Annotated in this window: 17 protein-coding genes; 5 read left to right on the plus strand and 12 right to left on the minus strand. The window is 65.3% G+C overall.

What is annotated here, in order from left to right:
• Positions 1 to 27 precede the first annotated feature (27 nt).
• From ARC63_RS00350 to ARC63_RS00360, 3 genes are all read right to left on the minus strand, one after another.
• Positions 28 to 534 carry a CS1 type fimbrial major subunit gene (locus ARC63_RS00350; RefSeq protein WP_049453695.1) on the minus strand — a complete coding sequence of 169 codons (507 nt, stop codon included), beginning with the start codon at positions 532 to 534 and terminating at the stop codon, positions 28 to 30.
• Between the two features lie 340 nt (positions 535 to 874).
• Positions 875 to 1240: a NirD/YgiW/YdeI family stress tolerance protein gene (locus tag ARC63_RS00355; RefSeq protein ID WP_029379914.1), complete on the minus strand. Its 366-nt coding sequence runs from the start codon at positions 1238 to 1240 to the stop codon at positions 875 to 877.
• A 109-nt stretch (positions 1241 to 1349) separates the two neighbouring features.
• Positions 1350 to 2117 (minus strand): alpha/beta fold hydrolase, encoded by a 768-nt coding sequence (locus ARC63_RS00360; RefSeq protein ID WP_057502242.1) that lies wholly within the window; start codon positions 2115 to 2117, stop codon positions 1350 to 1352.
• Positions 2118 to 2210: 93 nt separating this feature from the next.
• Between ARC63_RS00360 and ARC63_RS00365 the strand changes: the two genes are divergently transcribed.
• Positions 2211 to 2984: an AraC family transcriptional regulator gene (locus ARC63_RS00365; RefSeq protein ID WP_057502243.1), complete on the plus strand. Its 774-nt coding sequence runs from the start codon at positions 2211 to 2213 to the stop codon at positions 2982 to 2984.
• Positions 2985 to 3199: 215 nt separating this feature from the next.
• Here the strand turns inward: ARC63_RS00365 and ARC63_RS00370 are convergent, their stop codons facing one another.
• The 4 genes from ARC63_RS00370 to ARC63_RS00385 all read right to left on the minus strand — a co-directional run bounded on the left by ARC63_RS00370 (position 3200) and on the right by ARC63_RS00385 (position 7406).
• The gene (locus ARC63_RS00370; protein ID WP_057502244.1) at positions 3200 to 4270 is read right to left on the minus strand and encodes a hypothetical protein; all 1071 of its coding nucleotides are present in this window, start codon (positions 4268 to 4270) and stop codon (positions 3200 to 3202) included.
• A gap of 292 nt (positions 4271 to 4562) precedes the next feature.
• Positions 4563 to 5840, minus strand: a complete 1278-nt coding sequence (locus tag ARC63_RS00375) for a citrate synthase (RefSeq protein WP_057502245.1) — start codon at positions 5838 to 5840, stop codon at positions 4563 to 4565.
• A 296-nt stretch (positions 5841 to 6136) separates the two neighbouring features.
• The gene (locus ARC63_RS00380; RefSeq protein ID WP_010484049.1) at positions 6137 to 6379 is read right to left on the minus strand and encodes a type B 50S ribosomal protein L31; all 243 of its coding nucleotides are present in this window, start codon (positions 6377 to 6379) and stop codon (positions 6137 to 6139) included.
• A gap of 88 nt (positions 6380 to 6467) precedes the next feature.
• A complete protein-coding gene (locus ARC63_RS00385; protein WP_010484048.1) occupies positions 6468 to 7406 on the minus strand; it encodes a nucleoside hydrolase in 939 nt (312 codons plus the stop codon).
• Between the two features lie 227 nt (positions 7407 to 7633).
• Here ARC63_RS00385 and ARC63_RS00390 point away from each other — a divergent pair, with 227 nt between their 5' ends.
• Positions 7634 to 8962, plus strand: a complete 1329-nt coding sequence (locus tag ARC63_RS00390) for a Fic family protein (protein WP_057502246.1) — start codon at positions 7634 to 7636, stop codon at positions 8960 to 8962.
• Positions 8963 to 9135: 173 nt separating this feature from the next.
• Here the strand turns inward: ARC63_RS00390 and recG are convergent, their stop codons facing one another.
• The 5 genes from recG to gmk form a co-directional block, all read right to left on the minus strand.
• Complete coding sequence (recG, locus tag ARC63_RS00395) at positions 9136 to 11247, minus strand: ATP-dependent DNA helicase RecG (protein ID WP_057502247.1); 2112 nt, start codon at positions 11245 to 11247, stop codon at positions 9136 to 9138.
• Positions 11248 to 11254: 7 nt separating this feature from the next.
• A complete protein-coding gene (locus ARC63_RS00400; RefSeq protein WP_057502248.1) occupies positions 11255 to 11641 on the minus strand; it encodes a RidA family protein in 387 nt (128 codons plus the stop codon).
• Positions 11642 to 11837: 196 nt separating this feature from the next.
• Positions 11838 to 14000 carry a RelA/SpoT family protein gene (locus ARC63_RS00405; RefSeq protein WP_010484045.1) on the minus strand — a complete coding sequence of 721 codons (2163 nt, stop codon included), beginning with the start codon at positions 13998 to 14000 and terminating at the stop codon, positions 11838 to 11840.
• Positions 14001 to 14105: 105 nt separating this feature from the next.
• Entirely contained in the window at positions 14106 to 14405 is a 300-nt protein-coding gene (gene rpoZ / locus ARC63_RS00410; RefSeq protein WP_005410877.1) for a DNA-directed RNA polymerase subunit omega, read from the minus strand.
• 110 nt (positions 14406 to 14515) lie between these two features.
• Complete coding sequence (gmk, locus tag ARC63_RS00415) at positions 14516 to 15181, minus strand: guanylate kinase (RefSeq protein WP_010484044.1); 666 nt, start codon at positions 15179 to 15181, stop codon at positions 14516 to 14518.
• 291 nt (positions 15182 to 15472) lie between these two features.
• Between gmk and fdnG the strand changes: the two genes are divergently transcribed.
• From fdnG to ARC63_RS00435, 3 genes are read left to right on the plus strand one after another with little or no spacing between them, the layout of a single operon-like run.
• Positions 15473 to 18541 carry a formate dehydrogenase-N subunit alpha gene (fdnG, locus tag ARC63_RS00425; RefSeq protein ID WP_139042347.1) on the plus strand — a complete coding sequence of 1023 codons (3069 nt, stop codon included), beginning with the start codon at positions 15473 to 15475 and terminating at the stop codon, positions 18539 to 18541.
• A gap of 10 nt (positions 18542 to 18551) precedes the next feature.
• Complete coding sequence (gene fdxH, locus ARC63_RS00430; protein ID WP_010484042.1) at positions 18552 to 19469, plus strand: formate dehydrogenase subunit beta; 918 nt, start codon at positions 18552 to 18554, stop codon at positions 19467 to 19469.
• Positions 19466 to 20113: a formate dehydrogenase subunit gamma gene (locus tag ARC63_RS00435; RefSeq protein WP_043400330.1), complete on the plus strand. Its 648-nt coding sequence runs from the start codon at positions 19466 to 19468 to the stop codon at positions 20111 to 20113. Before fdxH ends, ARC63_RS00435 begins: the two co-directional genes overlap by 4 nt.
• The last annotated feature ends 370 nt before the right edge of the window (positions 20114 to 20483 follow it).

The raw sequence follows: 20483 nt of genomic DNA on the forward strand, positions 1-20483 counted from the left end.
CCCGGAATGCGGGCCGGCGCGGGCGCCTTACGGGCTGGCGGTCTTCTGCTGCATGGCGATGGTGACGATGCCTTCGTAGGTACCGCCCTTGGCGATCGGCGCCTGGGTGGTCTGCGCAATGCGCAGCGGCATCGGGATCGATGCGCCCGGCAGCGCGCCGTCGAACAGGTCGGAGGCGGTGAAGTCCTGTGCGGCCACGGTCAGCGCCTTGCCGTTGAGGCTGACGGTCAGTGGTACCGGGGCGCCGCTGCCATCGGTATTGAGCAGCTGCGGGGCGCTGCCGACGCGCACTTCGATGTCCTTGTCTTCGTCGTTGGAGTAGATGCGCACCTGCTGGGTCCACGGCACCAGGCCGCTGACCGGGTTGTGGACCAGGTTCACGACGGAGTCCAGCGCGGTACCATCGGCCTTCAGCAGGGCCAGGGTCGGGTCGACGTTGGCCCAGACCTTGATGTCGGCGTCGAACGCGTTGGCGGACAGCGAAACGGTGGCCAGCGCTGCAGCGAGCGTGGCCTTCTTCAGAATGGCGTGCATGTGTGTCTCTCTCGGACAGGGGGAATTTGAAAGCCCCCCTCCCCAAGGAGAAAGGGAGGGAGGCGCCGCCCGTGGAGGTGGTCACGGGCGACGAGAGAATGGTAGGTAGGCCTACCGCACGCAGGCCATGCAACAATTCCTAAATAGCTGGACGTTAAGAAGAATTCTTGAGGGCTTTCAATGTTTGAGGATTATGCAAATTTCCTCACGACTTGAATGCAAGAAACCTCATTGCGTTGCATTTGTGGCGTCGAGCGATACTCGACTGTCGCTTGAGGCGCACCGTGTGCGCATGAGTCGAGCACGGCTCGACGCTACGTGTAGAAATCGCGAACGACCTTCAATGCGCAGGCACCACGGCGACGTACTCCACGTCGATGTCGGTGGGCTTGAAGCGGTGCGTATCCACCTCACCGTGCAGCTCCACCACGGTGGTCGCGCTGACGGCCTGGTGGCTGGGCAGATCCTTGTCGTCGATTTCCACATCGATCTCGCCGGTGGCGTCCTTGAAGCGGTAGCGCTCGTGGCCGATCCTGGCCACCAGCGTGCCCCGCAACACCACCGGCTGATCGTCACGCTGGGCGCGCGCCTCGGCAACCGTGGTGACGGCATGGGTGGCGCCCGGGCCGGTGTACTGGGCAAAGGCCCCAGCGCTGAGCAGGCTCAACGTGGTGGCGATGAGCGCAAGGGTGAGTCGTCGGTTCATGGTGTTGTCCATGCAGGGATAAGTGCCCACAGCTTCCCTCGCCTCGAAAGTGACGCCCATGCAATAACTCCGAAAAGATGTGAAAACGACATCCCATGTCAGAAACCATTCATCGCGGACCCGACGCGTCTTTCAGGAATGATTCCATCGCCGCCACCAGGGCCAGCGGCGCCTCATTCATCGGGTAATGCCCGGCATCGGCCAGGACATCCATCGTGGCCTGCCGGTAGCGGCGCAGATGGGTGCGCTCCATCAGTGCACGGTTGAAGGTGGGATCGTGCCCACCTACCAGCACCTTCAACCGATGGTTGCCGACGACCTCGCTGCTGAAGTCGGTATCCGCCCACGCCGGAAGATAGGCAGCAAATGCCGCAGGTGACGCATGTGCCGCCGAATACGCGGCCTTCCAGTCGAGCCATTGCGCAGGCAGCCGTCCGCCGGTACTGCGATCGATGATGGTCCGGCGGATGCCGACGTCTCCGGCTGCCGCTTCAAGCAGGCGTCGCGTCGCAGCGTCGTAGGCAATGCCGCCGCAGGGCACCGGCGCAATGGCCACCATGCCGCGCACACGTTCCGGCGCAAGCACCGCCACGCGTTCAATGGCCATGCCGCCCATCGAATGACCTGCGAGGCTGAAGTGTTCAAGGCCGAGGGACGTCATCAGGTCCAATGCGTCGGATGCAATCTCGTCGATGGTGTAGGCCCCTTGCGCATCGCGCATGCCGCCGTAGCCGCGGCAGTCCATGAAGAAGTAGCTGAAGTCATCGCGTGACAACCATGGCTCGATCGGCTCGAACGCGTGCGCGTCGCCGAACCAGCCATGCAGCACCAGGACAGCGTGAGGGCCGTGCCCCACGGGATGGAAAGTGTTGGCCATGGAGTTCCATTGCAGCTGAGAGGAGTGCTGATGCTAGGCAGCGCGGATCCGGCCCACTGTCGATGACGGGTCAATGACTATAGAATCCGGGCCATGCGCCATTCGCTGCTTGATCCGTACGAAGACCTGCCACGCGATGTCGTGGTCACCTCGAACGACTACGCAGCCGAGTTCACGTTTCCCCGCCATGCCCATCGACGCGGGCAGTTCGCGTTCGCTGCGCGCGGCACCATCAGCGTGACGACGCCACAGGGACGCTGGCTGGTGCCACCGCAGCGTGCCTGCTGGGTACCTGCAGGCCTGGCGCATGAGATGACGATGCGCGGTCCGGTGACGATGCTCAATGCCTTTCTCTCTGTCGGGACGGCGATGGCGGTGGCGCTGCCAATGCAGTGCCGCGTGTATGCGGTATCGCCGTTGTTGCGACAGTTGCTGGAGGCCGCCGTGGATCTGCCTGCGCTGTACGACGAGGACGGGCGGGCAGGCAAACTGATGCAGCTGCTGGCAGCGGAGATCGCGTCGATGCCGGCACTTTCCCTGCACGCACCCCTGCCTTCGGATGCACGCCTTGCACGTGTCTGCCGTGCCCTGTTCGATACTCCCTCGCTGGCGGCCCGCCTCAATGACGTTGCGGCCGACGCAGGCATGAGCCGGCGTACGTTCACCCGCTTGTTCCGCGCCGATACCGGGGTGAGTTTTGCCGAGTGGCGGCAGCAGGTGTGCCTGCTGGCGGCCATCGAGCGGCTGGGACAGGGGCAGGCGGTGACCCGTGTGGCATTGGACCTTCGCTATGCAAGCCCGAGTGCGTTTTCCGCGGCCTTCCGGCATGCGCTGGGGTGTTCGCCGAGCCGGTATGCGGAGTCGTAGTTCAGCTGCCGCGTCTTGCTTTTGTAGCGTCGAGCAGGGCTCGACGCTACAGACACATGCTCACGCACGACGGGATGGCATCAGGCCGCCGTGCGGCCGCCTGACGGGTCCCACTCAACGATGCAATCTCAGAAGAAAATTGCGTACAGGATCAGCAGCGGAATCGGCACGCCCAACAGCCAGAGCAGAATCATTTTCATCTCAGGTCTCCTCGTTCAAAGGTCGCGGCGGCGGCCGCCCCAGGTGGCGCTGAGGCTGGCGAAGAACGCGCCGATCAGCAGGGTGATGAACAGCCACAGCGCGGCATACGCTGCGGCCTTGCGGGCATCGTCGGCCGCCTGCTTGGCGGTGGTCTTTGCCTTCTCCAGCGCGGCACGCATGCGCGTCTGCACATCGGTCACACGGGCCTGCGCTTCGGCCGGGCTCATGCCAGTCTCGCGCGCGATCAGCTGCGAGAGGTACTGGCTGTCGGCCGGGTCCAGGCCCTCGCCCTGCAGGCTGTTGACGATGATGCGGTTCACTTCGGCGCGGACTTCGCGGCGGTCGCCCACCGGGCCGTTGCCCGGCATCGGGCGTGGCGGCGGACCCATGCGCGCGTCGCGCGGGCCGACACTAGCGGCCGGCGGCGGCGGCGAGGGAGCATTCGGATCCATCGGCGCACCCGGCGGCGGCGCTGTCGGATCAGACGGCCCTGCGCTGGTCGCGCTGCGGAACAGCGAATCGACCCAGTAGTTGAGGTCGCCTTCCGGAGCCGCGCCGGCAGCGCTACCGGCACCTGCGGCGGCAACGCCGGCCGTGGATGCAGCGGCGCCCGCAGTGGCGCCGGCCACCTTCGCGCCCGTGCCGAGCACGCCGCCGATGGCCGAGGTCAGCAGGCCCGCAGTCAGCAGCGTGGCCACGGCCCACGACACGAAGCCGTGCGCGGTATCGCGGAAATAGGTTTCATCGCCATGGATCTGTGTCCATTTGGTGCGCAGGCGGCCAGCCAGGTAGCCACCCAGGCCGGAGGCGGCCAGTGCGGTGAAGGTGAGCCAGGCGATGCTGGACCAGCCGAAGGTTTCCTTGCTGACGCCTTCGAACGACCACGGCGACACCGAGGAGAGGCCAAGGCCGACACCGAGGATGAGCAGGATGAGGGAGAGTGCGGCGGCAGCGGCGGCACCGGCGAAAATCGCGCCCCAGGAAACGGCGCTTTCGCAGGGAGGCGCGACGATGGGGGCGGTGACGACAGTGGCGACGTCGGGACCAAGCGGGCCGCGCTCGGGTGGGTCGAATCGGGTACTCATCGGGATGGACGCTCCATTTCAGGTGCTGCGGATGCAGCTGGCGTCCTGAGGCTGCGCGAGCGGTCGTGAAGCTGGCGAGACCCTTGAATCACGCGGTCTTGGCGCGGTGAAGCGCGTGCCAACCAAGGTTGGCACCTACCGAAGGCGGATGCGGTGGTAGATCCACGCCATGCGTGGACGATTTTTCGCGGGCGCCGAAATCGTGCGGACCAACGGTCCGCACCTACCAGGTCCGCGCAAAAAAAAACGCCCCGCGGATGCGGGGCGTTCTCGGCACAACCTACGCGGGCGATCAGCCCTGGTAGTCGCGCACGTCGCTGCCGGTGTAGACCTGGCGCGGACGGCCGATCTTCATTTCCGGGTCGACCTGCTGTTCCAGCCAATGCGACACCCAGCCGGAGGTACGGCCCAGGGCGAACATGACGGTGAACATTTCGGTCGGGATCTGCAGCGCCTTGTAGATGATGCCGCTGTAGAAATCGACGTTCGGGTACAGCTTGCGGGCGACGAAGTACTCGTCCTGCAGCGCGGCCTGTTCCAGCTTCACGGCCACGTCCAGCAGCGGATCCTGCACGCCCAGCTGCTTGAGCACCTTGCTGGTCATCTCGCCGATGACCTTGGCGCGCGGGTCGAAGTTCTTGTAGACGCGGTGGCCGAAGCCCATCAGGCGGAAGCCGGAGGTCTTGTCCTTGGCCTTGACCACGGCGGACTCGACGTTGTCGGCAGTGCCGATCTCTTCCAGCATCTTCAGCACGGCTTCGTTGGCACCGCCGTGGGCCGGACCCCACAGCGCGGTGACGCCAGCGGCGACCGACGCGTACGGGTTGGCACCGGTCGAACCGACCAGGCGCACGGTCGAGGTCGAGGCGTTCTGCTCGTGGTCGGCGTGCAGGATGAACAGCAGGTCCAGCGCCTTGACCACGTCCGGGTTCAGATCGTACTGGCCGTCAGCCGACTCGAAGGTCTGCTTCAGGAAGCGGCTGACATAGCCCAGCGAGGTGTCCGGCTTGTTGGCCGGCAGGCCCTTGCCGTGGCGGTAGATCAGCGCCGACAGGGTCGGCACCTTGGCGATCAGGCGCACGGCGGCCTGGCGGCGCTGTTCGGCGTCTGACAGGTCCAGCGAGGCGTGATAGATGCCCGACAGCTGCGCGATGGCGGCGGTCAGGATCGCCATCGGATGGGCATCCTTGGCGAAGCTGCCGATCAGGGTGTTGATCGAATCGTCGACGTTGGCTTCGGCAGCCAGCTCATCGGTGAAGGCCTTCAGCTGCTCGGCGCTCGGGCGCTCGCCGTTGATCAGCAGGTAGGCCACTTCGACGTAGCTCGACTTTTCCGACAGCTGTTCGATCGGGTAACCGCGGTACAGCAGCACGCCCTTGTCGCCGTCGATGTAGGTGATGGCGGACTTGCAGCTGGCCGTCGCGGTGAAGCCGGAATCGTAGGTGAAATACCCCGTTTCCTTGGTCAGCTTCGCGATGTCGACGCAGTCGTTGCCAAGGGTGGGTTTGATGACGGGCAGAACGACCGACTTATCGCCGGCGTTGAGCGTGACCTGATCAAGATCGGACACTGTGTGCGCTCCTTCATGGGAAGGCGCCTGCCCAAGCGCATTGGTCAGGCACGTGAATGACGTCCTCGGCCTGTGCCGGGGATCAGGTCATTATCGCACAGCAGCATTTGCCCGGCGCTAGACAGAAGTCGTATACGACAGGCGACCAGACGCCGGCCGTTGAGCGGCCCGGATCGGCAAAAGTGTTGTCACACGAACGCAGTGTTCCGTCCATCCAAACGCCCGTTGGGTTGGCGTTGGGGAAAAACAAACGGCCGCGCAGAGCGCGGCCGTTGGTTCGAAGCTGGATCGACAGATCAGCGCGCGTAGCGCTTCTGGAACTTGTCGATACGGCCCGAGGTGTCGATGACCTTGTGCTTGCCCGTGTAGAACGGGTGCGAAGCCGAGGAAATTTCAACCTTCACCAGCGGGTAGTCGTTGCCGTCTTCCCACTTGATGGTTTCCTTCGTCGCCATGGTCGAGCGGGTCAGGATCTTGAAATCGGAGGTGACGTCATGGAAGACGACGTCGCGGTAGTTCGGATGGATATCGGCCTTCATGGGCTCACACCGTAAATGGGCTGGTGGTCAAGAGCGGCATTATAAGCACCGGTTGCCGCTCGGGGCAACCGGTGCGGGTCAATCGGCTTCAGTCCGCGCCCAGGGCCTGGCGCACCAGGGCCTCGAAACGCTGCTGGTCGTAGGCCATCAGCAGATCGCAGTTGTCCGGCTGGCCGGTCTGGCGGTTCCAGTCGACGATGGTGGCGCCGCGGCTGAACGTGCCGTTCAGCTCCACGTTCAGCGGGCGCGACTCGACCCGCAGCTGCCCTTCCGGGTTCAGCGCCCAGGCCATGGCCACCGCATCGGCGGTGTACCAGCGGCCGCCCTTGCTGTCTTCGGACAGGCCACGGGTCTTGCGCGAGATCAGCTCGTAGAAACGGGCGCGATCGGAATCGGCCTGCAGCCACTTCTCGGCGTCCTGCAGCGGCAGGCCATGGGCGACGGTAGCTTCCCAGTCCGACACCAGCAGGTGCTTGAACGAGGTGAACACCACGTGCGCCGCTTCCGGGTCGAAGGCGATGTTGAATTCGGCGGCCGGGGTGATGTTGCCGTGGCAGGTGACCGCGCCGCCCATCACCACGATGCGCTTGATGCGCTGTGGCAGGGTCGGGTCCAGCTTCAGTGCCAGTGCGAGGTTGGTCAGCGGGCCGAGCATCACCAGCATCAGTTCGCCGGCGTGCTCGTGCGACAGGCGCAGGATGGCCAGTGCGGCGTGCTCGGCTTCGGCCTGGCGGCTCGGCGGCGGCAGGTCCACGTCGCCGTAGCCGTCACGGCCATGCACGTGGGCAGCGTCAACGGAGGGATGCAGCAGCGGATCCGGGCTGCCGGCAAACACCGGCACGTCGGCGCGGCCGACGATGTCGCAGAGCTTGAGGGCGTTGCGGACGGTGTATTCGAGGCCGACATTGCCGGCGGCGATGGTCAGGGCGACCACGTCGTGCCGTTCATCGGCGAAGGCCATCAGCAGGGCCAGGGCGTCGTCCACACCGGGGTCGGTGTCGATCAACAGCGGGATCTTGTGGGTCATCGTTGCCGTCTTCAGATCGGCAACGAAGTGTGGACCGGGATGATGACCGTTGCAATACCGCACTATCCCAACGGCATAAGGTGTCGGGGAGAGCGTGGGCTCCCTTGCCCGCCACTAACGGCCCCGCCCGACTCTTTCACAAAAATGAACAGATTTTGATTGAGCACGCTTGGAGCGCTCAACATCACCTGCTATAAAAAGTAATACATATTTTATAGAAATCCGCCATGAAGCTGCCCATGCCAGCTCCCGATCTGGCAACCCTCACCCGGAAGTACATTGAGACCCTCGGTACCATACTGGACGCCCGGATTGGGCCAGAGGTGAACGGCGCCTATGAGCACTGGGACAAGGTGCGCCACAGAGCGCCACCGGCAGGCCTGAACGCGGAGCAGTGGTGGCTGGGTATCACGTGGACGCGCGCAGCATTGCTGAAGCCGCTGCCGCTGTTGCTGGACAAGACGCAGCAACCCTTCAAGCTCGCACTTACCGATTCAATGCAGCGGCACCTGCACTACATTGACCGGGAGGCCGCAGGCTCGGTGAAGGGTGTGGATGCTGCCAGCGGCCAAGGACGGTTCATGATCCGGTCGCTGATTGAGGAAGCGATGACCTCATCGCAGTTGGAGGGCGCCTCGACCACGCGGGCCGTGGCAAAGGAAATGTTGAGCACGGGCCGCGCGCCGCGCGACCAGTCCGAGCGCATGATCTACAACAACTACGTGGCAATGAACGTGATCCGCGAGCGCGGCATACGCCCGATCACTCCCGGCGAGATTCTGGAACTGCACAGCATCCTCACCGACGGCACGCTGGAGCTGCCAACCGACAGCGGGCGTTTCAGAACCGCCGAAGACAACGTTGCGATCTTCGATCGCGGCTCACCGCCTACGCTTCTGCACACCCCTCCTCCGGCCGAGGAAGTGCCTGCACGGATTGAGCGGCTGTGCACGTTCATCAATGAAGAAAGCACACCGTTCGTGCATCCCGTCGCCAAAGCCATCGCACTACATTTCCAGATTGGCTATGACCATCCTTTCGTGGATGGAAATGGCCGTACGGCGCGCGCACTGTTCTACTGGGCAATGATGAATGCCGGGTACTGGATGACCGAGTACTTCTCCATTTCCAGCGTGCTGAAGAAGTCTCCAGGCAAGTACATGCGGGCCTACCTGTACACCGAAAGTGACAACCGGGATCTTGGCTACTTCGTTGCGCAACAACTGGAGGCCATTGAGCAATCGATCCAGGGACTGCATGCCTACATCGCCAGGAAGCATGCAGAGGATCAAGCGGCGCGACGTATGTTGCGAACCGCCCGGCTTGGCGGTATGCAGCTCAATCACCGTCAGCGCGCGTTGCTGGCCAACGCGCTGAAAGATCCTGACCGGACCTACACCGTCGCCAGCCACCAGGCGGCACACACCATTACCTATCCGACCGCATTGAAGGATCTGAATGGATTGGTGGCTGCCGGACTTGTCAGCAAAGAGCGCGTCGGGAAGGCCTCCGAGTATCTCGTGCTTCCCGGCCTTTCGGAACGCTTGGTGTTGTAGATCCACGCCATACGTGGATGACGGGAGGATGATCGAAAGCGCCGTCTGTGGAGACGAGCCATGCTCGACTCCCGCGCGCAGCGCGAACAGCAGCCGAGCGCGGGCTCGGCTCTACAGTAGATCCACGCCATGCGTGGATGTGTGGACCAAGGTCCACACCCACCAAGGCGGCATTATGCCGAGGCGTAACGCACGGCGGTGCCGATCCAGCGCTGCACCACGCGGTCGGCCAGCGTGGGTTGCTGGGCCAGCAGGCGCTCGGCCAGGTCGTGCACGCCGGGCAGCAGGCCGGCATCGCGGGCCAGGTCGGCGATGCGGAAACCGGCCAGGCCGGTCTGGCGGGTGCCGAGCAGTTCGCCGGGGCCGCGCAGTTCCAGATCCTTTTCGGCAATGACGAAACCATCGTTGGTTTCGCGCATGGTCTGCAGGCGCTCGCGTGCCATCTGCGAGAGCGGTGCCTGGTACAGCAGCACGCAGCGCGACACCGCCGAACCGCGGCCAACACGGCCGCGCAGCTGGTGCAGCTGGGCCAGGCCGAGGCGTTCGGCGTTCTCGATCACCATCAACGAGGCGTTCGGTACGTCCACGCCCACTTCGATGACGGTGGTCGCCACCAGCAGGTCGATCTGCCCGGCCTTGAACGCCACCATCGTGGCCAGCTTTTCCGCAGCTTTCAGGCGGCCATGCACCAGCCCCACGCGTACGCCGGGCAGCAGCGCCTGCAGCGATTCGTAGGTGGCCTGCGCGGGCGTAGCGTCCAGCTCTTCGCTTTCCTCGATGAGCGTGCACACCCAGTACACCTGCCGCCCTTCCTGGCAGGCCAGGGCGATGCGCTCGATCAGCTCCGGGCGACGATCGTTGTTCAATGCGACGGTCTGCACCGGGGTGCGGCCCAGCGGCAGTTCGTCGATGGCCGAGACATCCAGGTCGGCGTATTCGGACATCGCCAGCGTGCGCGGAATCGGTGTTGCGGTCATCACCAGCTGGTGCGGCACGCTGTTGCCGCCTGCGCCCTTGTCACGCAGCGCCAGCCGCTGGTGCACGCCGAAGCGATGCTGCTCGTCGACGATGGCCAGGGCGAGATCCTGGAACACCACCGCCTCCTGCATCAGCGCGTGGGTACCCACGACCACCTGCGCTTCGCCGCTGGCGACCTGCTCCATCACCTTGGCGCGCGCCTTGCCGGTGACCTTGCCGGCCAGCCAGGCGATGCGCACGCCGAGCGGTTCCAGCCAGCCGCGCAGATTGTTGAGATGTTGTTCGGCCAGCAGCTCAGTCGGTGCTGCCAGCGCAACCTGTTTGCCCTGCTCCACCGCCAGCATCGCCGCCAGCGCGGCGACCACGGTCTTGCCGGAGCCGACATCGCCCTGCACCAGCCGCAGCATCGGGCTGGGGCGCGCGAGGTCCTCGCGGATCTGCTTGAACACGCGCGCCTGTGCGCCGGTCAGGGCGAACGGCAGCTGCTTCAGCAGCGCCTTGGCCAGCTTGCCGGGGCCGGCCAGCGGCGGCGCATGATGCGCCTGCAGCGCGATACGCTGGCGACGCAGGCTGAGGTGATGGGCCAGCAGCTCTTCCATCGCCAGGCGACGCTGCGCTGGATGAGTGCCGGCCGCCAGCGCGGCCAGGTCGGCATCCGGCGGCGGCCGGTGCACGGTCAGCAGCGCGCTGCGCAGCGACGGCAGGCCGAGGCCATCGAGCCAGCCGCTGGGCAGCAGTTCCAGCGTGCCTTCCTCGGGCAGGCGGTCCAGCGCCTGGCCGATCAGCTTGCGCATGGTCATCGGGCCGACGCCTTCGACGGTGGGATACACCGGGTCGAGGCGGTCACCGAGTTCGGGATCGTCGTTGCGGCCCAGTACCTGGTAGCTGGGGTGGACGATTTCCAGGCCGAGCTGGCCCGGTTTGGGCGTGCCGAAGCAGCGCAGCCGGTTGCCGACCGCGAACTGGCCGACCTGCTGCTGGCGGAAGTGGAAGAAGCGCAGCACCAGGGTGCCCTGCCCTTCGTCTTCCACTGCCACTTTCAGCATCGGCCGGTAGCGCATGCCGCGCTCGACCGCGACCACCCGCCCTTCCACCTGCGCCGGCACGCCGTTGCGCAGGTCTTCGATGCGGGTCAGCCGGGTCCGGTCTTCATAGCGCAGCGGCAGATGAAGCCAGAGATCCTGCAGGGTGGCCAGGCCACGCGCCTGCAGTTTGGCGGCCACGGCCGGACCGACGCCCGCGAGCATCGCCAGGGATGCTTCGCCGGACGGTGACAGGACCGGGGTGACCGCCGCCTTGCGTGCCACGTGGCGGTCAGTCGATGACCATCACCGCGTCGACCTCGAAGTTGGCGCCCTTCGGCAGGCCGGAGACTTCGATGGTGGAACGGGCCGGGTACGGGGCCTTGAAGTAGTCCTGCATGACCGCGTTGACCTTGGCGAACTCGCCCAGGTCGGTCAGGTACAGGCCCAGGCGCACGACCTTGTCCAGCGATCCGCCGGCGGCTTCGGCCACGGCCTTGAGGTTGTCGAAGGCGCGGCGGGCCTGTGCTTCGACGTCACCGGCGCCGACGATGTCGCCGGTGGCCGGGTCGAGCGGGATCTGGCCGGAGAAGTACACGGTGTTGCCGGCGCGCACGGCCTGCGAGTACGGGCCGATGGCGGCGGGAGCCTTTTCGGTGTTGATGATCTGGCGGGACATGGGTCGCTCCGGTGCTTGGGGGAAAACAGAGCGCTGATTGTACCGGCTGGGGGTGCATCCACGCATGGCGTGGATCTACGGCAATCCGGTCATGTGATGCGCCGTCTGTAGAGCCGAGCCCATGCTCGGCTGCCTCGGGCTGGAGCAGCCGAGCATGGGCTCGGCTCTACAGAAAGCATTCACCCATGGCGTGGCTCTACTGCCGGCGTACCGATTGCACGACCGACAAGCGGCGCAGGCGGCGCATCACTTCGGCCAGGTGGTTGCGGTCGCGTACCTGGATGTTGAACGCCAGCACGGCGGCGTTGAAGTCGCGGTCCAGGTAATCCACGCGCTCGATGTTGGAATGGCTCTGCGCGATGGCGGCAGCCAGCTGCGCCAGCACGCCGGTGCCGTTCTCCACTTCCACCACCAGCGAGGTGTCGTAGTCGCCGGAAACGGTGGTGTCCCAGCCGATCGGCACCCAGCGCTCGGGCGACTTGCGCAGTTCGGCCAGGTTCGGGCAGTCCATGCGGTGCACCACGATGCCCTTGCCGGCGGTGTGGTAGCCCATGATCTCGTCGCCGGGAATCGGCTGGCAGCAGCCGGCGAAGGTGACCACGCCGCGCTCGCTGCCGTTGATCAGGATCTTTTCCTGCGAGTGGTGGCGCGAATGCGGGCCGCCACGCAGTTCGGCGTAGGCCATCAGCGCCTGCGCGGCCTGGGTCGGCATCCAGTTGCCCAGTGCGACCTCGGCCAGCAGCGCCTCCAGGCGTGGGAAACGATGCTCGGCCAGGAACGCATCCAGGCGCCCCTTCGGCAGCCGTTCCAGCGACGAATCCATCGCTTCCAGCGCGCGGTCGAGCATGCGGTGGCCCAGCTGCACGGCGTCCTCGTGCTCCAGCTGCTTGAGCTGGTGGCGGATGGCGGTGCGCGCCTTGCTGGTGACCACGAATTCCAGCCACTGCGGTTTCGGCGTGGCCGAGCGTGCGGTGATGATCTCCACCGACTGGCCCGACACCAGCTTGGTACGCAGCGGCACCAGTTTCTTGTCCACGCGCGAGGCCACGGCCATGTTGCCGACGTCGGTATGCACGGCGTAGGCGAAATCGAGCGCGGTGGAGTTGCGCGGCAGCGCCAGGATCTTGCCCTTCGGGGTGAACAGGTAGACCTCGTCCGGGAACAGGTCGACCTTGACGTTGTCGAGGAACTCCAGCGAGGAACCGGCAGCACGCTGCGAATCGATCAGTTCGACGATCCAGGCGTGCGCACGGCTCTGCGCACTGTTGGGTGAATCGCCGCCGAACTTGTAGGTCCAGTGCGCGGCCACGCCGCGTTCGGCGATCAGGTCCATTTCCTCGGTACGGATCTGCACTTCGATCGGCGAGCCATACGGCCCGAACAGCACCGTGTGCAGCGACTGGTAACCATTGGCCTTGGGAATGGCGATGAAATCGCGGAAGCGGCCATCCAGCGGCTTGAAGGTGGCATGCACCGACCCCAGCGCGTGGTAGCAGCTGGGCACGCTGCGCACGACCAGGCGGAAGCCGAACACGTCCATCACCTGGTCGAAGGATTTGTTCTCGTCGCGCATCTTGTTGTAGATGCTCCACGGCGTCTTGATGCGGCTGACCAGGCGGTGCTCGATGCCTTCCTTCGCCAGCCGCTGCGACAGCTGAACTTCCACCTGTGCCAGCGCTTCACGGCGTACCACCGGCTGGCTGCGGATGTGCTTTTCCAGGATCGCGTGGCGCCACGGATACAGCGCCTTGAAGCCCAGGTTCTGCAACTCGCTCTTGACCAGGCTCATGCCCAGGCGCTGGGCGATGGGCGCATAGATCTCCAGCGTCTCGCGGGCGATGCGGCCGCGCGCTTCGCGGCTCTGCGCGCCCAGCGTGCGCATGTTGTGCAGGCGATCGGCCAGCTTGATCATGATCACGCGCAGGTCGCGCGACATTGCCAGCAGCATCTTGCGGAAGCTCTCGGCGGCCGCTTCCTGGCGGTCGCGGAACTTCAGCTTGTCCAGCTTGGTCACGCCGTCGACCAGTTCGGCCACGGCTTCGCCGAACTCGGCAGCCAGCGCCTCACGGGTCAGCGGGGTGTCTTCGATGGTGTCGTGCAGGATCGCGGCGATCAGCGCTTCCACGTCCAGGCCGAGCTCGGCCAGCACCTGGGCCACGGCCACCGGATGGGTGATATAGGGCTCGCCCGACTTGCGCGTCTGCCCAGCGTGCGCGGCGGCTCCGACTTCCCAGGCGCGGCGCAACAGCGGCAGCTGTTCCGGCGGCAGGTAATGGGCGGCGCGTTCAAGCTGGAGGACGTAGTCGGGTACGGCGGCAGCGGGGGCTGCGGCGACCTTGGCAGTGGGGCCTGGGTTCATGCCCGAAGCCTATTCCAGCGCGACGTTTACGGCAAATCCTGAATGCGAAACAGCCCGCACGGGGCGGGCTGTTCGGCGATCCAGCAATGACGTTGATCGATGCGATCAATCGTCGTTCTTGGACATGTCTTCGTCGGCGACCACTTCGGCGGCGGCCCACTCCAGCGCTTCGCGCTCGGCGCGCTCACGCTCGGCCTTCTCGACTTCGTCGATCAGCGCGTTGTCGATCTTGCGGGCGGCGATTTCGCGCAGCGCCAGCACGGTCGGCTTGTCCTCGGTCTCGCTGTTGTCCAGCGTGGCCTGCACGCCGTTGGCGAGCTGGCGGGCACGCTTGGAAGCCATCATGACCAGTTCGAAACGGTTGTTAACGACTTCCAGGCAATCTTCTACGGTGATGCGGGCCATACGGGCTCCCGGCGACCGGTCGGCCGCTCAGTCGAATGAGGGAAAGGGGACGGAGTGTACTGGCAGGGGCTGGACAAAATCAAGCCAACCCTCACCCGATTCTTTTGGAATCAGTCAGTTGCGCCCGAATCAGGGGTCAACAGGGCCTGGATCAGGCCGGCGTGGCGGACCTTCTGGGCCTCCCGGCGCAGGCGGCTGGCGGTGAAGATGGCGCACAGCTCGTCGACGGCGGTGTCGAACACCTCGTTGACGATGACGTAGTCGAACTCGTTGAAGTGCAGCATCTCGTCACGGGCCGCGCCCAGGCGCTGGGCGATGACCGCCTCGCTGTCCTGGCCGCGCTTGCGCATGCGGTCCTGCAGGGCCTGCTTGGACGGCGGCAGGATGAACACGGTGACCGTGCCCGGCACCAGCTGGCGCACCTGCTGCGCGCCCTGCCAGTCGATCTCCAGCAGCACGTCCTGGCCGGCGGCCAGCTGCGGTTCAACTGATTGGCGGGCGGTGCCCTTCCAGTCGCCATGCACCCAGGCATGCTCGAAGAAGTCGCCGGCGGCGATCATTTCCTCGAACTTTTCCGCAGAGACGAAATGGTAGTGCTGGCCGTTCACTTCACCCGGGCGCATCGCACGCGAGGTGAAGGAGATCGACAGGGCGATCTGCGGGTCACGCGCCAGGGTGGCATTGACGATGCTGCTCTTGCCGGCACCGGACGGGGCGGCAACGATGTACAGCGTGCCGCGCGCAACGGCCTCCGACGGCTTCGACGGTGCGCTCATGCGGGGGATCCAACGGGTTGATTTCGCAAAATTTTTCCTCGATGTTCCAGATCCGGCGCGGAGGATCGCGCCAGGACGGCGGGGGCTGCGCGGAACATTCTGGAACCAGGCCCGGCAGACGCTTTCCCCGGGGGGCGGGCACGCAACTTTACCAGAGCCGCCCCGTTGCGCGCCCGCCCGGCAGGCGCCGGGCCTTGTGCCACATGGGCGTGCGGGGGCCTGTGCTATAACCGGGCCGTACCCAACGACAGCCCGGAGGCCTGCGCCTCCCCGCCATCCCAGGAGAACGGCATGCCATCGATGAGCCGCCGCCAGTTCCTGAAAGTGACCGGGACAACCCTGGTCGGCTCCAGTCTGGCACTGATGGGCTTCGCGCCCGGCATCGCGCTCGCGGAGGTCAGGCAGTACAAGCTGACCCGCGCGACCGAGACCCGCAACACCTGTACCTACTGTTCGGTGGCCTGCGGCATCCTGATGTACAGCCTCGGCGATGGCGCCAAGAACGCCGAGCCGAGCATCTTCCATATCGAAGGCGACCCGGACCATCCGGTCAACCGCGGCACGCTGTGCCCGAAGGGTGCCGGCCTGGCCGACATCATCCACAGCAAGTCGCGCCTGCTCTACCCCGAGTACCGCGCGCCCGGCTCGAACGAGTGGAAGCGGCTGAGCTGGGACGATGCGCTGGACCGCATCGCACGGCTGATGAAGGAAGACCGCGATGCCAATTTCGTGCAGAAGAACGAGGCCGGGCAGACGGTCAACCGCTGGCTGACCACCGGCATGCTGGCAGCCTCGGCCACCAGCAATGAAACCGCGGTGCTGACCCACAAGGTCGTCCGCTCCCTTGGCATGCTGGCATTCGACAACCAGGCACGTGTCTGACACGGCCCGACGGTGGCAGGTCTTGCCCCGACGCTAGGCCGTGGTGCGATGACGAATCACTGGGTCGACATCAAGAATGCCGACCTGATCCTGATCATGGGTGGCAATGCCGCCGAGGCGCACCCGTGCGGGTTCAAATGGGTGACCGAGGCCAAGGCACACAACAAGGCCCGGCTGATCGTGGTCGATCCGCGCTTCAACCGCTCGGCCGCGGTGGCCGACGTGTACGCGCCGATCCGCACCGGTACCGACATCGTGTTCCTGGGCGGCCTGATCAACTACCTGTTGACCGAGGACCGCATCCAGCACGAGTACGTGCTGAACTACACCGACATGTCGTTCCTGGTGAAGGACGAGTTCGCCTTCAAGGACGGCCTGTATTCGGGCTACAACGAAGAAAAGCGCAGCTACGACCGTTCCAGCTGGGACTATGCCTACGGTGACGATGGCTTCGTGCGCAGCGACCCGACGCTGAAGGACCCGCGCTGCGTCTACAACCTGCTCAAGCAGCACTACGCGCGCTACACCGTGGAGATGGTCGAGCGCATCTGCGGCACGCCCGCCGACAGCATCCGGCAGGTCTGGGAGATGATCGCGTCCACCGCCGGCAAGGACAAGGCGATGACCATCCTGTACGCGCTGGGCTGGACGCAGCACTCGGTGGGTGCGCAGAACGTGCGTGCCGGCACCATGGTGCAGCTGCTGCTGGGCAACATCGGCGTGGCCGGTGGTGGCATGAACGCCTTGCGCGGGCATTCCAACATCCAGGGCCTGACCGACATCGGCCTGATGTCCGACCTGCTGCCCGGCTACCTGACATTGCCGAAACAGGACGAGCAGGACTACGACGCCTACATCGCCAAGCGCACGCAGAAGCCACTGCGCGCCAACCAGATGTCGTTCTGGCAGAACTACCCGAAGTTCCACGTCAGCCTGATGAAGTCGTGGTGGGGCGACGCTGCCACCGCCGACAACAACTGGTGCTTCGACCACCTGCCCAAGCTCGACAAGCCGTACGACATGCTGCAGGCGTACGAGCTGATGAACGAAGGCAAGATCCACGGCTACATCTGCCAGGGCTTCAATCCGCTGGCCTCGGCGCCGAACAAGGGCAAGCTGATCAGTGCGTTCTCCAAGCTGAAGTTCATGGTCAGCATGGACCCGCTGGAAACCGAGACCATCGCGTTCTGGCAGAACCACGGTGCGCTGAACGACGTCGACCCGAGCGCGATCCAGACCGAAGTGTTCCGCCTGCCGACCACTTCCTTCGCCGAGGAGAACGGCGCGGTGGTGAACTCCTCGCGCTGGCTGCAGTGGCACTGGAAGGGGGCCAATCCGCCGGGCGAAGCGCGCAGCGACATCGAGATCATGTCCGAGCTGTTCCATCGCATCAAAGCGATGTACGAGAAGGACGGCGGTGCGTGGTGGGAGCCGGTGCGCGACCTGGCCTGGAAGTATTCCAACCCGGAACTGCCGACGCCGGAAGAACTGGCGATGGAATACAACGGCAAGGCGCTGGCCGACGTGTTCGATCCGAAGGACCCGACCAAGCTGGTGCGCAAGGCCGGTGAGCAGCTGGCCGCGTTCGGCGACCTGCGCGACGACGGCAGCACCTCCTCTGGCTGCTGGATCTACATCGGTGCCTGGGGCCCGACCGGCAACATGATGGCGCGGCGCGACAACAGCGACCCCACCGGCATCGGCAACACGCTGGGCTGGGCCTGGGCGTGGCCAGCCAACCGCCGCGTGATGTACAACCGCGCCTCGTGCGACGTGGCCGGCCAGCCCTTCGATCCGCGGCGCACGCTGCTGGCCTGGAACGGAAAGAACTGGGGTAGCGTGGACGTGCCGGACTTCAAGGCCGACGAAGACCCGGCCGGCGGCATGGGCCCGTTCATCATGAACCCGGAAGGCATCGCGCGCTTCTTCGCCAAGGCCGGCATGGCCGAAGGCCCGTTCCCGGAGCACTACGAGCCCTTCGATACTCCGCTGCGCAGCAACCCGCTCAGCCCGGGCCAGGCGCAGACGCTCAACAACCCGGCCGCGCGCGTGTTCGCCAGCGACCGTGCCCAGATCGGTTCGCCGGACGAGTTCCCGCACGTGGCCACTACCTACCGCCTGACCGAGCATTTCCACTTCTGGACCAAGCACGGCAAGCTCAACGCCATCATCCAGCCCGAACAGTTCGTCGAAATCGGTGCTGCACTGGCCGACGAGCTGGGCATCAACAACGGCAGCCGCGTGCGCGTGAGTTCCAAGCGCGGCCATATCGAAGCCGTTGCGATGGTGACCAAGCGCATCAAGGCCCTGCAGATCGATGGAAAGACCGTGCACCAGGTGGGCATTCCGATCCACTGGGGTTTCCTCGGTGCGGCCAAACCCGGCTACATCGCCAATACGCTGACCAACGCCATCGGTGACGGCAACTCGCAGACGCCCGAATCGAAGTGCATCCTGGTCAAGGTCGAGAAGGTGTAGGAGACACGCCATGTCACTGCAATCGCTGGACATCATCCGCCGCTCGGCCACCACCACGCCGTCGCCACAGGCGCGCAGCGCGCACACCGGCCAGGTCGCCAAGCTGATCGACGTGAGCAAATGCATCGGCTGCAAGGCCTGCCAGGTCGCGTGCATGGAGTGGAACGACCTGCGCGACGAAGTGGGCAGCTGCGTTGGCAGCTATGACAATCCGCCAGACCTCAGCGACCAGTCGTGGACGGTGATGAAGTTCCGCGAGTACGAGGACGAGAAGGGCAAGCTGGAGTGGCTGATCCGCAAGGAAGGCTGCATGCACTGCAGCGATCCGGGCTGCCTGAAGGCCTGCCCATCGCCCGGCGCGATCATCCAGTACGCCAACGGCATCGTCGACTTCCAGGAAGAAAACTGCATCGGCTGCGGTTACTGCGTGACCGGTTGCCCGTTCGACGTGCCGCGCATTTCCAAGAAGGACCACAAGGCCTATAAGTGCACGCTGTGTTCGGACCGGGTGGCAGTGGGCCAGGAACCGGCCTGCGTGAAGACCTGCCCGACCGGCGCGATCACCTTCGGCAGCAAGCAGGCGATGACCGAACATGCGGCCGGCCGTGTGGAAGACCTGAAATCGCGCGGCTACGAGAACGCCGGCCTGTACGACCCACAGGGCGTGGGTGGCACCCACGTGATGTACGTGCTGCAGCATGTGGACAAACCCGAGCTGTACGCCGATCTGCCCAAGGACCCACGCATCAGCCCGATGGTGGAGGTCTGGAAGGGCGTGGCCAAGCCGCTGGGCGTGCTGGCGATCGCCGCCACCGCCTTCGCCGGCTTCCTGCATTACATCGGCATCGGCCGCAACACGGTCAATGACGAGGAAGAAGAGGAAGCCGAACACGAGGCGAAGCAGATCGAAGAGGAGCAGCGGCCATGAAGTACGCCCCGCACCCGCGCCAGATCATCCGCTACCGTGCGCCGACCCGCATCAATCACTGGATCGTGGCGATCTGCTTCGTGCTGACCGCGCTGTCCGGGTTGGCGTTGTTCCACCCTGCTCTGTTCCCGTTGACCCAGCTGTTCGGTGGTGGACCGTGGACGCGCATCCTGCACCCGTTCGTTGGCCTGGCCATGGTGGTGGGCTTTGCCTTGCTGGCCTTCCGCATGTGGCGCGATAACCTGCCGACCGCCGACGACCGCGCGTGGATGCGCGGCATGCGCGATGTACTGCGCAACGAGGATGAGAAGCTGCCGCCGGTGGGCCGTTTCAATGCCGGCCAGAAGCTGTTGTTCTGGGCCATCATCGGATGCCTGTCGGCGCTGCTGCTGACCGGCTTCGTGATCTGGCGGCAGTACTTCAGCCACTTCTTCCCGATCGGGGTGATCCGCTTCTCGGTGCTTGCCCATGCGCTGTTCGGCTGGGTGCTGATCTGCGCGATCGTGGTGCACATCTATGCGGCGATCTGGATCAAGGGGTCGGTGCGGGCGATGACCCAGGGCAAGGTGACCTACGGGTGGGCGTACAAGCATCACCGGCAGTGGTTCCGGGACATCCTGCGCGGGCGCCGGGAAGAGGGGTAGCGGCAGGGCCTGCGGCCCTGCACCCGCAGAGGCAACGTCAACGTCAACGTCAACGTCAACGTCAAAAGCTGGCTTCCTGAGGGGTGGCCGGGTGGGTCCGGTTGCGGGGGACGCCGTAAACCCGTCCTTGGGGGCTTGGCCGCGGCATCCATGCCGCGGACACCCCCGCAACCGGACCCACCCCGCCTTCGACAGTTTCCCGCTGCTGTTGGTAGGTGCCGACCGTTGGTCGGCATGCTGCTCCTGGTGGGTGTCGACCTTGGTCGACACGCTTGATCCACGGCATGGATAGATAGATGGCGCGATTCTGGGCCGTGACGCGCCATTTAACCGGCGTCGGTTTTCTGGCCTACGTCTGCGGTGTCCAGCG

The organism is Stenotrophomonas geniculata ATCC 19374 = JCM 13324, from assembly GCF_001431625.1.
In the GTDB taxonomy this organism is placed as follows: Bacteria; Pseudomonadota; Gammaproteobacteria; order Xanthomonadales; family Xanthomonadaceae; genus Stenotrophomonas; species Stenotrophomonas geniculata.

Coding starts and splice junctions, on each gene's coding strand:
- ARC63_RS00350 (WP_049453695.1), bottom strand. CDS start 534: ATGCACGCCATTCTGAAGAAGGCCACGCTCGCTGCAGCGCTGGCCACC.
- ARC63_RS00355 (WP_029379914.1), bottom strand. CDS start 1,240: ATGAACCGACGACTCACCCTTGCGCTCATCGCCACCACGTTGAGCCTG.
- ARC63_RS00360 (WP_057502242.1), bottom strand. CDS start 2,117: ATGGCCAACACTTTCCATCCCGTGGGGCACGGCCCTCACGCTGTCCTG.
- ARC63_RS00365 (WP_057502243.1), top strand. CDS start 2,211: ATGCGCCATTCGCTGCTTGATCCGTACGAAGACCTGCCACGCGATGTC.
- ARC63_RS00370 (WP_057502244.1), bottom strand. CDS start 4,270: ATGAGTACCCGATTCGACCCACCCGAGCGCGGCCCGCTTGGTCCCGAC.
- ARC63_RS00380 (WP_010484049.1), bottom strand. CDS start 6,379: ATGAAGGCCGATATCCATCCGAACTACCGCGACGTCGTCTTCCATGAC.
- ARC63_RS00385 (WP_010484048.1), bottom strand. CDS start 7,406: ATGACCCACAAGATCCCGCTGTTGATCGACACCGACCCCGGTGTGGAC.
- ARC63_RS00390 (WP_057502246.1), top strand. CDS start 7,634: ATGAAGCTGCCCATGCCAGCTCCCGATCTGGCAACCCTCACCCGGAAG.
- ARC63_RS00400 (WP_057502248.1), bottom strand. CDS start 11,641: ATGTCCCGCCAGATCATCAACACCGAAAAGGCTCCCGCCGCCATCGGC.
- ARC63_RS00405 (WP_010484045.1), bottom strand. CDS start 14,000: ATGAACCCAGGCCCCACTGCCAAGGTCGCCGCAGCCCCCGCTGCCGCC.
- rpoZ (WP_005410877.1), bottom strand. CDS start 14,405: ATGGCCCGCATCACCGTAGAAGATTGCCTGGAAGTCGTTAACAACCGT.
- gmk (WP_010484044.1), bottom strand. CDS start 15,181: ATGAGCGCACCGTCGAAGCCGTCGGAGGCCGTTGCGCGCGGCACGCTG.
- fdxH (WP_010484042.1), top strand. CDS start 18,552: ATGTCACTGCAATCGCTGGACATCATCCGCCGCTCGGCCACCACCACG.
- ARC63_RS00435 (WP_043400330.1), top strand. CDS start 19,466: ATGAAGTACGCCCCGCACCCGCGCCAGATCATCCGCTACCGTGCGCCG.